We start from the raw sequence: 12,564 nt of genomic DNA, 5'->3' as shown, positions 1-12,564 counted from the left end.
CTTTATGTTATCAGCCTCTTTTCATTTACATTGTTGAACGTTTATACGCTCGATATTCTGGCTTCCAGAAGTTAGCTTCAATATTAGCTAACAATTGCTCATCGCTTATCTCTAATGCTAAACCTTGCTGCTGAGCAAGTTTGCCAATTGCAAAGGCAATGCTTTTACTTATGCTAGCAATTTCAGTTAATGGTGGTAATAATTCGCCCTTGCCAGTATTTGCAAGTGGAGATGCATCTGCAAGTGTTTCACTAGCAAGCATTAACATTTCATCACTAATAAATTTAATATTTGCAGATAAAACACCTAAACCTATACCTGGGAATATATAAGAATTATTACACTGAGCGATATTAAATATTTCTCCCTTATATTCAACCGGAGCAAATGGGCTACCGGTAGCAATAACAACATTACCATCAGTCCAGTTAATTACCTGCTCTGGTGTTGCTTCCACTTGCTTTGAAGGGTTAGATAACGGAAAAATAATTGGTTTATCGGTTCCTGCTGCCATAGCCTTAACCACTTGCTCAGTAAATAGTCCTGCTTGGCCTGAAACTCCAATTAATATGTCAGGTTTTGCACAATGCATAACATCTAACAACGCGGCATATTCTCCAGAAAATTTCCAAGAAGAAACAGCACTAGGTTGCTGAACTAGCTTCTGTTGGAAGTCACGTAATTCAGTCATGCCATCAGTTAATAAACCATATCTATCAACCATGAATACTTGCTTGCGAGCTTGTTCATCAGTTAACCCTTCTGAGCACATTTGCGCAATTATTTGTTCTGCAATACCACAACCTGCTGAACCAGCACCAACAAAAGCTACTTTTTGCTGTGAAAGTGGTTTTCCTTTAATGCGACAAGCGGCTAGCAATGTGCCCACTGTTACAGAAGCTGTGCCTTGAATGTCATCATTAAAACAGCAGATCTCATTTCGATAACGCTCTAACAACGGCATAGCATTTGGTTGGGCAAAGTCTTCAAATTGCAATAAAACATTTGGCCATCTACGGCCAATCGCTTTGATAAATAAATCGACAAAATCGTTGTATTCTTCTTGGCTAATACGTTTGTGACGAGCCCCCATATACATAGGATCGTTTAACAATTTTTCATTATTTGTGCCAACATCAAGCATAATAGGCATAGTATAAGCAGGACTAATGCCACCACATGAGGTATATAAAGAAAGCTTCCCAATTGGAATACCCATGCCGCCAATACCTTGGTCGCCCAGCCCAAGAATACGTTCACCATCGGTAACAACAATCACTTTTACTTTATGCTTGGTTGCATTGTGAAGAATGTCATCAATTTGATGTCTTTCTGCATAAGAAATAAATAAGCCACGGTTACTACGATAAATATCGGAGAATCGTTCACAAGCATCACCAACCGTTGGCGTATAAATAATTGGCAGCATTTCATCCAAGTGCGACTGCACTAAAGCATGGAATAAGGTTTCATTTTTATCTTGAATATTTCTTAAGTAAATATGCTTGTTCAAAGGTGTGTGAAAACTAGAATATTGCATATAAGCACGTTCAACTTGTTCGTCGATCGTTTCAAAGCGTGGCGGTATTAAACCAGTTAAGTTGAAGCTTACTCGCTCACCACTAGTAAAGGCACTGCCTTTATTTAATAAAGGAGTTTCAAGTAATGCTGGGCCCGCATAAGGTATATATAACGGATGTTTTGGCTGTTGTTTTTTACTCATAGATCCACACATTGATTGATTAACTTAAGAAAAGTATGACAAATACACGCACAAAAATGGTGCAAATTCATCAGGCGCGCCATTGTACTGAGTTTTTAAGGATTTATCTATTCATGTAAGTATGAACATCATAAAGAAATTCAATTTGACATTTCACATTGTGAAACATTTTACTAATGCTCAATCAGCTTCATCTATCCATGCCAATTGAATAGCTTCAAGCACCCTTTCACCACAGTGGTTAGGATCGTCATCAAATCGTTCAAGATCTAACACCCATTGTCGAAGTTCTGTAAAATGCAGTTTAGTCGGATCAACATCAGGGTGTTCTTCAATTAAATCTAAAGCAATTTCGAGTGAATCAATCCATTTTATGCTCATATTAATTCCAAACTTTTTATAATAAATTGAATAAAAGTCTATACCATAAATTTGCAGTTTACCTTCCCTTGAACGAAAAAAGCGCCCTAAGACGCTTTTTTGTTGATAATTGAACTCGTTATCAATTAACTATACAAAGCGAATCCACCAGGTACGTGGTATACATTTTCAAAGCCCATACGCTTTAATGTTTTAGCAGCAACATCACTACGACTACCACTACGACAAATACAAACAAAAGCTGAATGTTGTTTTTGCTCGTGGAATGTATGAACAAAGTCAGTAAGTTGCGTCAGAGGAACATTTACTAATTGTTGTTCAGCGATGTTTGCTTCACTGTAGGCTTCAAATTCATGAGGTTCACGAACATCAAGTACCATTACATTTTCATTATCCATTAAGAAAGACGTTAATTGCTCAGGTGTTACATCAATTGAAGGGTCAATAGATTCTTTAATGCTTCCACAATAAGTTGGTTCATCACTTGCGATTATTTCTTTATCAATCTCCGCTTTTTCAGTAACAAAACCTGCACTATCAATATCGCCAGCTATCACTTTAGCTAACAATGGAGTATTTGCAGATTCGAGCGCTAAGGTTGTGTTGAATAGTTGCTTATAATCGTGAGCAGGACAAATTAAGGTATCTTCGTTAATTACAGTTGATAAATCTTTGATCGATGAATAAAGAGCAGCGCTATCGCTAACATTAAAATCACTACGACCAATACCACCAATTTGAATAGTATCACCAGAGAAAACATAATCAATAGCAGAAGCTACTAACTTACCAGCGACTGCAGTACCTAAAAGGTAAACGACACTGTTTGTTGTATGACCAGGTAATGCTACCTTCACTAGCACTTTTTCACCTATCGTAATTGCAGGTGCAGAGTTGCCATTGGCAAGGGTAATTTGTGTCGTGCTAGCATCATTCCAGCCCAATTGGTCAAAATTACCAACAGGAATTTTATCGCCTAACAATTCACGTAGAATTGCAGGAGTATCTGCTTGCTCATCATGTTTATGAGTAGCTAATATCGCCTTAATTGTATAATTTTGACAAGAAACTAAGGTATCAAACTTAGCAACTAACTCAGGAACCGGATCAATCAAAACAACTTCTTTCGCCGCTTGATCGATGTAACACCAAGTACATTGCTGATCATAAATCCACTGCTGTAAACCATTAGCTTTTGAATCAATTGTTTCATCAGCATCAGATAAAATCAGACAACTGTGACGCATTGCTGCAACCGCATTTTTAATAGCAAGACAAGCTTGATCAATTTCTTCTTGAGTTGAAGCTGGACCAAACGACATACGAATAGCACCTTCGCTTTGCCAAGTAGATTTACCCATAGCATCAAGAACGAAGCTGCCTGTTACTTTAGAACTACAAGCAGAGCCGGCACTAACACGAATACGTGCAGCATCGAACAAGTTCATAATGTCTTTACTTGATAAACCTTCTACAGAAAAATTTAACGTTGTAGGTAATGAATAGTTAAAATCATGGTTATAAACGATTGTAGGGAACACTTCAGCTAATGTGTTTGCTAATTGTGCACGATAAGCTACTAATACCTCATGAGATTTAAACGTATCGTCATTATCATCAGCTAACAATTTGAAAATAGCATTTAAAGAAGCAATACCGGGCAAGTTTTCTGTGCCTGAGCGTAAACCGCCCTCTTGTCCACCGCCAGCAATTATTGGTGTGTAAGGCGCTATTTCACGAACATATAAAAAACCAATACCTTTAGGGCCATATAACTTATGTCCACTGAACGGGGCATAATCGATAGTCGTACTTGATAACGCTAATGAAATTTTACCTAAGCCCTGTACACAATCAACCATCCATAATACATCGCTATTATTTGCACGAATAACTGTTTCTAAGCCGGCTAAATCTTGGAAAACACCAGTTTCATTGTTGGCGATCATGGTACAGATCATTAAGGCATTGCCAACATTAGCAGCAATAAAATCAAAATCTAAAATGCCGTTTTCATCAACAGGAATAGCAACAACTTCAGCACCAATGTTTAACATTTGGTTCCAGTGTTTAAGCGTTTCAGGAACCGCTTTATGCTCAGTTGCACCATATAATAATACTGGTTTGGCAATATTGTGACCCGTTTCACGGGCTGCGTTTAATGCAGAGATTATAGAGGTTTGAATGCCTTCAGTTGCGCCACTGGTAAAAATAATTTTACCGTCTGTTGCACCTGTTACATGGCGAGCTAAAGTACGAGTTGAATCAAGAATATATTTAGCTCGAATACCGGTCATATGACTTGAGCTAGGGTTACCGTAGCATAAGTTCATCGTATGAATTGCCGCTTCAGCGGCTTGTGGTAACACTGGCGTTGTTGCGTTGTTATCCAAATACACTTCATTCTTTTGAGGTTGGATATCAGTTAAATTTAACATCTTAATATTCTGCTATTACTAATAATGGCGACTATTCTACTAACTTATAACTAATAACACTAGGTTATAAGAGCGTAAAAAATTGTTAATTTAGTCAATTTTTAAGCTATTTTATCGTTATTTCCTCACAAGAAAATTACAACATCTAATATTTATAGTTGCTTGTCAGTAAATCAATTCGTAAATTCCAAGAAAAATTTCAATCTTTGCATATACTTAAACAGATTATTAAAACTAAATCATTAGAGTCATAAGGATTTCAGGTATGCAACACAAACTTAAAATATCAACCATTGCAGCTACATTGGGATTAGTTCTTAGTCAAAGTGTCACTGCTCTAGAATTATATAAAGATGATGAGACAACAGTAGGTACTCGTGGGTATTTACGATTAACATTTGAAAGTACCGAAAATAGCGACGAATTTACTGATGGCGGGTCTCGCTGGGGTTTAGATTTTACTCGTAAAATTCAAGGCGACTGGACCGCCGGTGTCACTACCGAATGGGCTATGAGCTTTGAAAAAAACAAAAACTTCTCACTTAATACCAATGGCGGTGACTCTAGTTTGGCTGCGGGAGATGCCGGTGATGCACTATCATCTCGCCTTGGTTACGTACATTTTACTCATGACAAATGGGGAAGTTTTGGTGTAGGTAAACAATGGGGCGTATATTATGACATTGTTGGTGTCACTGATATATTAGCCTATTATGGTGGTAATGCTACTGGTGTTTATAATCTAGGCGGCGATGGCGGCTTGTCTGGCACTGGCCGTGCTGAGCAAGCGCTTACTTGGCGTAAATCTTTCGGTAACTTTAATCTAGGTTTACAATTTCAAGCTCAAGATGAAGACGTTATTTTAAACGTTGAAGCATGTGATGACGTTGAAGAAGATACTCCTGAGGATGACTTTTGTAAGGCTATCGACGGTCTTGATTTAGGTACCGTAGGAAACGGATATGGTATCGCACTTTCATATAAATTTGATAACCTCTGGTTCGGTGTTTCAAATAACACAACAGAAATCGAAGCAAATGATAATGCCGGTATACTCGGTTTCTCTGGTACTGTCGACGATACTATTACGGCTCTTGCCGCCACTTGGGGTACAAATGGCGATGGAATTTACGTTGCTGCAGCAGTAGCGACATCGGAATTCCATGAACTTGATAACGAGGGTAATTATATTGATGCCAATGGTAGTGAATTTATTGCCAAATATTCTCTAGATTCTGGCTTTAGTTTTTATGGTGGTTTCAATATGCTTGAATCAGACCAATCTGGCAATGACTATGAAATGGCTTACACTTATGTTGGTACAGATTATCAATTTATGAATGGCGTAGGGTTTATCTTTTTAGAAGCCAAAGTAAATGATAATACCAATGCAAATGGTAGTTCAGGAAACGATGATACCGACCTAGCTTTAGGTGTGAGAGTTAATTTGTAAAACTTTTCCATGTCATGACATCGCATACAGTAAAGGCATTGTTGCTTGCAACAATGCCTTTAAATTTCTACTAATGTTATTTCTAATTAGAAACTAAAGCGTGCCCCAACTGCTAATATATCATCATCATTTTCTGAGCCGTCGAAGTTCGTTGACTCATCTAACTTATATTCTGAATGGATACGGAATTGATCTGAGAAGTGGTATGCAACACCAGCAACCATGTAAGCTTTTTCATAGTCATCACCGTCATCAGATTTAACCGAGTTATAACCACCTAACACTTCTAAATTGTTTGCAAAACGATACGTAACCATAGCTTCAACACCCGTTGTCTCAGCAATCATATTACCTTCGTCGTTAAACTCATGGTTTTCACCTTCAGTGGCTACAACAGCGGCATATAAGCCAGGTTGGCCAAGCGAACCGTAGGTAACGTTAACAGCAGTTAATGTGTCATCCAACTCTTCTGAAATAGCAGAGTTTAAACCTGTCATTTCTACTGACGCTTCGTTATAACCTACACCAACACTTAAGTTAAATGGTAATGCATACGTTAAAGCAACACCGTAAGAGTTATCATATGTAAGCTCTAAATCATTATCTGGAATGCTTGGTAATAACTCATCAAGAGCTACTACTTCTTCAGTACCTTGCATTTGTACGCTAACTGCTAAATTACCAAAGCTGTTGTTGTATTGGATCGCTTGTTCTGCACGACCTGCACCAGTGTAACCACCGTCACCTAAAGCAAATGAACCAGCGCCATCGCCACCAAATACATAAAAGTTATCCGTTACACCTGTTACGTTATAAATTGAACCCCATTGCTTACCCATGGTGATTGAACCCCACGTGTCATGAGCCATACCAACAAAACCTAAACGACTTGATAGAGTATCTGACGCTTCACCTTGGGCTAAGTTAGAGTCACCATTTAACACTAAGTCAGAGTTGTTACTTACAAGACTTACAGCCCATTCTGCTTTAGCAAACGCAGACCAACCATTGTTTAACTGATGAGTAAAAGTAAAGTTGATGCGAGAGTTGCCATTGCTTATTTCATCTGTACCATCTGCCATTACATAGTTAGCGCCAAAAAAACCACCTAACTCGAGGCTATTTTTATCATCTTTGAATAGTTCCATAGCTGATATTGATGGTGAAGCTAGTGCAATAGCCGTTGAAGTTGCGATAAGTTTAAGTTTCATATTTAACCCTTAGTTGTATGTACTGACTCATTAAATTTATTTATGAACAATAATTAATAATTTATTTGTGTTATTGATGTTTGAATTTATAACAGGGCAATTTGAGTAAAAATAGAGCGTTTTACAACTTAATACACTCAAGAACACAATCATTGAAACTAACCATAAAGTTGTTACAGATATTGCTAACAACTTGTAAAAACGAGGTTTTTTTAGATATATATGATTAACAAAACTAAACATATGATAGTCTTTAAGCTAAAATAATAATCACTGAAGTGTCTGCCAAGAGCTATCTGATGCAAATAACCGATCTTTCGCAAGAACAAAAAATAACGCCTTTTTTCCGTTTAGGGTTTCGCCCATTTTTTCTTTTAGGGGCATCATTCAGTGTTGTGTCTTTGCTAATTTGGGCGCTGTTTTTAAGTGGTAAATTATCCGTAAATTTATATGGTGGTGGACTTTTTTGGCACACGCATGAAATGGTGTTTGGCTTTGTTTGCGCTATTGTTGTTGGTTTTTTACTTACCGCGGTGCAAAACTGGACTGGTCAAAGAGGTTTGTACGGTCGCCCTCTCGTTTTTCTTATTGCATTATGGCTGCTGGGACGAGTCGTAATGCTATTTCCAAGCTTGTTTGGTAGCCAACTCAGCGCATTAATTGATATTGCATTTCTACCAGCGGCTGCGTTTTACCTTGCCAAGCCAATTTTAAAAGTTAAGCAAAATCGTAATTTATTTTTTGTCCCTTTGTTAGCGTTATTCACCTTAGCGAACATATTGATGCACTTGTCTGTAAATGAGAGTGACATAAGCAGCCTTCAATCGTCAGCTTACATTTCAGTTATGCTGGTTACCTTGTTAATGTCGATCATGGCTGGCAGAGTAACACCAATGTTTACCGCCAACGGTACACAAACTGATAAAGTTGCTCCAATACCATTACTAGAGAAAACGATTACTGGCTGTTTATTGGCTTTAGTATTAAGTTATTTTATTCACCCTATCATTGAAATATCTAATTCTATAAAGGCAGTATTGTTTTTAATAGCAGGCATCACACAAATGTGGCGTTGGTTGCGTTGGAAACCATGGATAACCCTTAATGTTCCTTTATTATGGTCATTACACAGTGCCTTGTTTTTTATCTGGTTTGGCTTAATAGTATTAGGAATAGGCCATTTAAATACTAATTTGCCGTTAAATCACATTTGGCATTTACTTACTATTGGCGGCATGGGAGGATTAATTTTAGCAATGATCTCTCGGGTTACCCTAGGTCATACTGGTAGACCATTACAGCCACCGAAAGTAATGAGCTTTGCTTTTGTATTAATTTTACTTGCTGCAGTTATAAGAGTTTTTGGACCTTGGTTTATGCCAGAGAACTACAGCACATTCATTAATATTAGTGTTATTTGTTGGCTTGCTGCTTATGGAATATTCATCATAAAGTATGGACCAATGCTATTAAAACCACGCGAAGATGGACGCCCGGGATAACCCCGTTTAACTCAATTAAATATCAACGAGAAAAAATAAAATATGCGCGCAGTATTTTTAGATAGAAGCAGCGTCAGTGAAGACATAGATTTGTCACCAATTGAATCGCAAGTAACAAACATTAGTTACTTTGAGCATACAAAAGCAGAAAAAGTCGTTTTTAGAGCTAAATTTGCTGAAATAATTTTAACTAATAAAGTTGTGATTAATGCAGAAACGATTGCGCAATTACCTAAATTAAAACTCATTTGCATTTGTGCTACAGGTACCAACAATGTTGATTTAGAAGCAGCCAAGCGCGCCAACATTGCGGTTTGTAACGTAAGTGGTTATTCAACATCTGCAGTATCTCAATATGTTTTCGCCATGTTGTTAGAGCACTTTCAAAACACGGCGCATTATATTAGCAATACTCGGCAAGGACACTGGCAGAAAAGCCAAGTTTTTTGTCACTTTGGTTTACCCATTAACGAGCTTGCTAACAAAAGTATTGCCATAATAGGTAACGGGACTATTGGTCAAGCCGTTGCAACCATAGCGAGCGCCTTTTCAATGAATGTGATGATTGCAGAGCGTCAAGGGCAGACAACAATAAGGCCCGGCAGAGTAAGTTTTGACCATGCCATACAACAAGCAGATATTATTAGCTTGCATGCACCACTAACCACTGATACTGAACATTTAATAAATAAAGAAAGCGTTGCTCAAATGCAAAACGGAGTAGTTATTGTTAACACTGCAAGAGGTGGGTTAATCAATAATGAAGACTTATTAACTGGCTTAAAGTCAAAGAAGATTGGTGCAGCAATTTTAGATGTTTTAGAAACAGAGCCTCCTGCTGAGGATCATCCGCTTCTTAATGCAAAATTAGATAATTTATATATAACAGCTCATGTTGCCTGGGGAAGTTTGCAATCACAGCAAAGGTTAGTAAATAGCCTTGCTAAAAATATTGAAAGCTTTCAACAAGGGATTAACTTAAATAGAATTGTTTAGAGTTTGGCTGATTGAAATTATTAAGCTACGTTTTCTAACGGCAATATACGCTCGCCAATTTTATTTAAGACATTTACGACGCCTTCACACACAGCAATAATTGATTTAGCTTTTTTAAACTCCGTAGGAATAATTACCCTACCGTTTTGATTATAAGGAAAGTTTCCAACTTGGTGTTGAAGCTCTAGTGAATTATTATCATAAAAAATCACTGTTACTGTTTTACTACTTTGCTGATTCATATTAAACATCTATTCCTAATTAGTTCGCATATTCAAGTTCTAAAGGAATATGTTCCCCTTCGCAAACTGCAACAATAGATTTATTTAATTTGAACGATTTTGGAATAACTACCCGGCCTTCTTGCTGCACAGGGAAATCGCCAACATAATGATTTAGTTCCAGTGTATTTACGTCATAATAAATCACTGTCACACACTTTCTGATAAGATCTTGCATTAATTTCGAACTCTTTTTTATTTATTATTTTTATGAGTTCCATTCGGTTATTAACCAATAGAAAATTCTACTGATAATTAGAATCCTTCCAAATGCTGTATTTAAACTAACAAACCTAGCAAATAGATCAAGTACTTATTTTGCACACAAGTACTGATCGGAGCAGATATTCACGTTCTTCAATATGAGGCTAAAAGTATGTGTCTTTTATTTTGCCATAATGAAAATAGCCCCACTGCCCTACTCGCCGCAGTGCCGGCATTGGAAACTTTGGCAACTGTTTGTTGTATAAAGGCAAATCGGGTAATTCTTTGCCCGAAACTTTGTCTGCCAAGCGCTTTCCTGCTTGCACAGCAAAAGACACTCCATTACCACAATACCCCATAGCATAGAATACATTTTCATTATCTTCTGCTTGGTTGATGTGCGGGATATCGTCTAGTGACATACAAATCCACCCCGACCATGCGTGCTGATAGTTAACACTTTGCAAGGCAGGAAAACTTTGTTTAAGAACCGCTAATAGTCGATTGGCATAATATGGGTCCTCGGCAGATTTGCCGGTAATAGCACCACGGCCGCCAAATAGAATTCGATTATCAGGGAGTTTACGGTAATAATACTTTAACGCCCTAGTGTCCATAATCACGTTAGATGTTAAAAAATTACATGCTTGTAATTGCTCTTCAGTTAACGGCTCAGTAACAATAATTTGTGATAAGACAGGTAAGGTTTTATTCGCAACCGACAAGTGGAAATCTTTCGGGGTGTAACCATTAGTTGCTAATACAACTTTTTGCGCAGTTACTGTTGCATTAGGCGTTGTTATTACTTGTTTACCATTTTTTTCTGTTAATTCTATAACTGGAGAGCCAGTATGTATTTTTACACCTGCAGCTTGAGCTAATTTTTGATAACCCCATGCTAATTTTAATGGGTTAATACCGAAACCATCATTAAACCTTATTGCACCATGAGCATTTTGATCAGCCATATAATTTTGATGCAACTCATCTCGACTGATAATATCAACGTCATAGGAAAACATATTTTGCAATAATTTTGCTTGGCTGACTAAACCTGAAAACATTGATGGTTTATGAGCAACTTTTATATAACCATTAGTTTGTTGTTCACAATCAATTCCTTCTTTTATTAACGAATTGACTGTATCAACGCCTTCGCATACTTCAGAATATATGCCACGCATAACTTCCTCGCCCCAGCTTTTAGTCATTGCCGTCCAGGGTTTACGACCCGTAGACTTTAAGATAAAGCCAGCATTACGACCACTACAACCCCAAGCTGTCTTATTAGCCTCTAATACCACGGCTTTAATATTATGCTCACGAGCTAAATGCAAAGCACAAGACAAACCAGTATAACCACTACCAATAATAACCACATCTGCGTCAATATCTTCAGTCAATTGACCATTATCTGGTGGAGCTTCGCCACTGACACTAGCCCAATAGCTTTCAGGGTAATCAAGATTGGTGCCAGGGGTTGAATCATGAAGAGGATCGTACATATTAGTTCTCATCTTGGTACTAATACCAATTTTATTAAATTATTGCTCACTTGTGCTAGTTAAAATACTACATGACTGCGTTGCTCTCACTCCTAATAGCCAGCTATTAGTCAATCGATCGCCTTGCCATAATTTATTTTTCCTGTGCACAACAAGATCACAAACTTAATGAAACTGGCATAACAATTTAATCATGTCAGGTGCATTAATTTGAGTTAATATAATGTCATATTTTAAAGTGATAAATAAGATTTAATTTAACTATGAGTGACGAAAAACAAATTATTTATAGACCAATGAATGAAATTGATTTTGACAATGTTATTGCATTAGGAAATTTTGTTCATGGTGACGGCTACATGAGTGATGAAAATATTATCACTTGGTTCAAGAAGGGCTTAAAAGATCAGTTAAACTCTAATTTTGTGGCTTACGATGGTAACAAGATTGTTGGCTTTCGAGTTAGTTACAGCCCAGGTAATTATTTAACTGATCAATGGTATTCACCACACCTTTGGCAAACTGACATAGCCGACACCGCTTATTTTAAATGTAACACCGTAGATGAAAACTACAGAGGTTTTGGTATTGGCTCAAAGTTACTGAATCTATCTGTACAGGTGCTAAAGCAACAAGGGGCTAAAGCAGGAGTAAGTCACCTTTGGCGCCAGAGCCCAGGTAACAGTGCAGTGAAATATTTCACTAAGTGTGGTGGAGTATTGGTTAAAGACCATCCCGACAAATGGTATCAAGATAGTATTGAAGGCTATAAATGTGCCATATGTAAACATGACTGCCACTGCGTAGCAGCTGAAATGATCATTTACTTCGATTAAACTTATTATCCAGCTCATATCGAAGAGCTTTTAT

The 12,564-nt window shown here is 37.4% G+C and carries 11 protein-coding genes; 4 read left to right on the top strand and 7 right to left on the bottom strand.

Annotated features, from left to right (window positions below; genetic code table 11):
- Window positions 1–25: 25 nt before the first annotated feature.
- The 3 genes from RGQ13_RS04180 to RGQ13_RS04170 all read right to left on the bottom strand — a co-directional run bounded on the left by RGQ13_RS04180 (window position 26) and on the right by RGQ13_RS04170 (window position 4,542).
- On the bottom strand, window positions 26–1,723 hold the full coding sequence (locus tag RGQ13_RS04180; RefSeq protein ID WP_348392304.1) for an NAD-dependent malic enzyme: 1,698 nt from the start codon (window positions 1,721–1,723) through the stop codon (window positions 26–28).
- Window positions 1,724–1,903: 180 nt separating this feature from the next.
- A complete protein-coding gene (gene iscX / locus RGQ13_RS04175; RefSeq protein WP_348392303.1) occupies window positions 1,904–2,104 on the bottom strand; it encodes a Fe-S cluster assembly protein IscX in 201 nt (66 codons plus the stop codon).
- Between the two features lie 125 nt (window positions 2,105–2,229).
- Entirely contained in the window at window positions 2,230–4,542 is a 2,313-nt protein-coding gene (locus RGQ13_RS04170) for an aminotransferase class V-fold PLP-dependent enzyme (protein WP_348392302.1), read from the bottom strand.
- A gap of 265 nt (window positions 4,543–4,807) precedes the next feature.
- Between RGQ13_RS04170 and RGQ13_RS04165 the strand changes: the two genes are divergently transcribed.
- Window positions 4,808–5,995 (top strand): porin, encoded by a 1,188-nt coding sequence (locus tag RGQ13_RS04165; protein WP_348392301.1) that lies wholly within the window; start codon window positions 4,808–4,810, stop codon window positions 5,993–5,995.
- Window positions 5,996–6,081: 86 nt separating this feature from the next.
- Here RGQ13_RS04165 and RGQ13_RS04160 read toward each other — a convergent pair whose 3' ends face one another.
- The gene (locus tag RGQ13_RS04160; RefSeq protein WP_348392300.1) at window positions 6,082–7,206 is read right to left on the bottom strand and encodes a porin; all 1,125 of its coding nucleotides are present in this window, start codon (window positions 7,204–7,206) and stop codon (window positions 6,082–6,084) included.
- A 299-nt stretch (window positions 7,207–7,505) separates the two neighbouring features.
- Here RGQ13_RS04160 and RGQ13_RS04155 point away from each other — a divergent pair, with 299 nt between their 5' ends.
- Both RGQ13_RS04155 and RGQ13_RS04150 read left to right on the top strand, forming a co-directional pair.
- On the top strand, window positions 7,506–8,708 hold the full coding sequence (locus tag RGQ13_RS04155; RefSeq protein WP_348392299.1) for an NnrS family protein: 1,203 nt from the start codon (window positions 7,506–7,508) through the stop codon (window positions 8,706–8,708).
- 42 nt (window positions 8,709–8,750) lie between these two features.
- Entirely contained in the window at window positions 8,751–9,704 is a 954-nt protein-coding gene (locus RGQ13_RS04150) for a D-2-hydroxyacid dehydrogenase (RefSeq protein WP_348392298.1), read from the top strand.
- Window positions 9,705–9,724: 20 nt separating this feature from the next.
- On the opposite strand, the gene RGQ13_RS04145 is transcribed toward RGQ13_RS04150, so the two are convergent.
- From RGQ13_RS04145 to RGQ13_RS04135, 3 genes are all read right to left on the bottom strand, one after another.
- Window positions 9,725–9,946 (bottom strand): TIGR02922 family protein, encoded by a 222-nt coding sequence (locus RGQ13_RS04145; RefSeq protein ID WP_348392297.1) that lies wholly within the window; start codon window positions 9,944–9,946, stop codon window positions 9,725–9,727.
- A gap of 19 nt (window positions 9,947–9,965) precedes the next feature.
- The gene (locus RGQ13_RS04140; protein WP_348392296.1) at window positions 9,966–10,163 is read right to left on the bottom strand and encodes a TIGR02922 family protein; all 198 of its coding nucleotides are present in this window, start codon (window positions 10,161–10,163) and stop codon (window positions 9,966–9,968) included.
- A 190-nt stretch (window positions 10,164–10,353) separates the two neighbouring features.
- Entirely contained in the window at window positions 10,354–11,694 is a 1,341-nt protein-coding gene (locus RGQ13_RS04135; protein WP_348392295.1) for an NAD(P)/FAD-dependent oxidoreductase, read from the bottom strand.
- A gap of 263 nt (window positions 11,695–11,957) precedes the next feature.
- On the opposite strand from RGQ13_RS04135, the gene RGQ13_RS04130 reads away from it, so the two are divergent.
- Window positions 11,958–12,530 carry a GNAT family N-acetyltransferase gene (locus tag RGQ13_RS04130; protein ID WP_348392294.1) on the top strand — a complete coding sequence of 191 codons (573 nt, stop codon included), beginning with the start codon at window positions 11,958–11,960 and terminating at the stop codon, window positions 12,528–12,530.
- The last annotated feature ends 34 nt before the right edge of the window (window positions 12,531–12,564 follow it).

It is taken from the genome of Thalassotalea psychrophila (assembly GCF_031583595.1).
Taxonomy (GTDB): domain Bacteria; phylum Pseudomonadota; class Gammaproteobacteria; order Enterobacterales; family Alteromonadaceae; genus Thalassotalea_A; species Thalassotalea_A psychrophila.
Note: the sequence above shows the minus strand (reverse complement) of the source record. Positions and strands in the feature narration are given on the sequence as shown.

What these genes read in the sequence shown, in the direction of transcription:
- RGQ13_RS04160 (WP_348392300.1), bottom strand. Translation starts at nt 7,206, where the DNA reads ATGAAACTTAAACTTATCGCAACTTCAACGGCTATTGCACTAGCTTCA.
- RGQ13_RS04140 (WP_348392296.1), bottom strand. Translation starts at nt 10,163, where the DNA reads ATGCAAGATCTTATCAGAAAGTGTGTGACAGTGATTTATTATGACGTA.
- RGQ13_RS04130 (WP_348392294.1), top strand. Translation starts at nt 11,958, where the DNA reads ATGAGTGACGAAAAACAAATTATTTATAGACCAATGAATGAAATTGAT.
- RGQ13_RS04145 (WP_348392297.1), bottom strand. Translation starts at nt 9,946, where the DNA reads ATGAATCAGCAAAGTAGTAAAACAGTAACAGTGATTTTTTATGATAAT.
- iscX (WP_348392303.1), bottom strand. Translation starts at nt 2,104, where the DNA reads ATGAGCATAAAATGGATTGATTCACTCGAAATTGCTTTAGATTTAATT.
- RGQ13_RS04135 (WP_348392295.1), bottom strand. Translation starts at nt 11,694, where the DNA reads ATGTACGATCCTCTTCATGATTCAACCCCTGGCACCAATCTTGATTAC.
- RGQ13_RS04150 (WP_348392298.1), top strand. Translation starts at nt 8,751, where the DNA reads ATGCGCGCAGTATTTTTAGATAGAAGCAGCGTCAGTGAAGACATAGAT.
- RGQ13_RS04155 (WP_348392299.1), top strand. Translation starts at nt 7,506, where the DNA reads ATGCAAATAACCGATCTTTCGCAAGAACAAAAAATAACGCCTTTTTTC.
- RGQ13_RS04165 (WP_348392301.1), top strand. Translation starts at nt 4,808, where the DNA reads ATGCAACACAAACTTAAAATATCAACCATTGCAGCTACATTGGGATTA.
- RGQ13_RS04170 (WP_348392302.1), bottom strand. Translation starts at nt 4,542, where the DNA reads ATGTTAAATTTAACTGATATCCAACCTCAAAAGAATGAAGTGTATTTG.
- RGQ13_RS04180 (WP_348392304.1), bottom strand. Translation starts at nt 1,723, where the DNA reads ATGAGTAAAAAACAACAGCCAAAACATCCGTTATATATACCTTATGCG.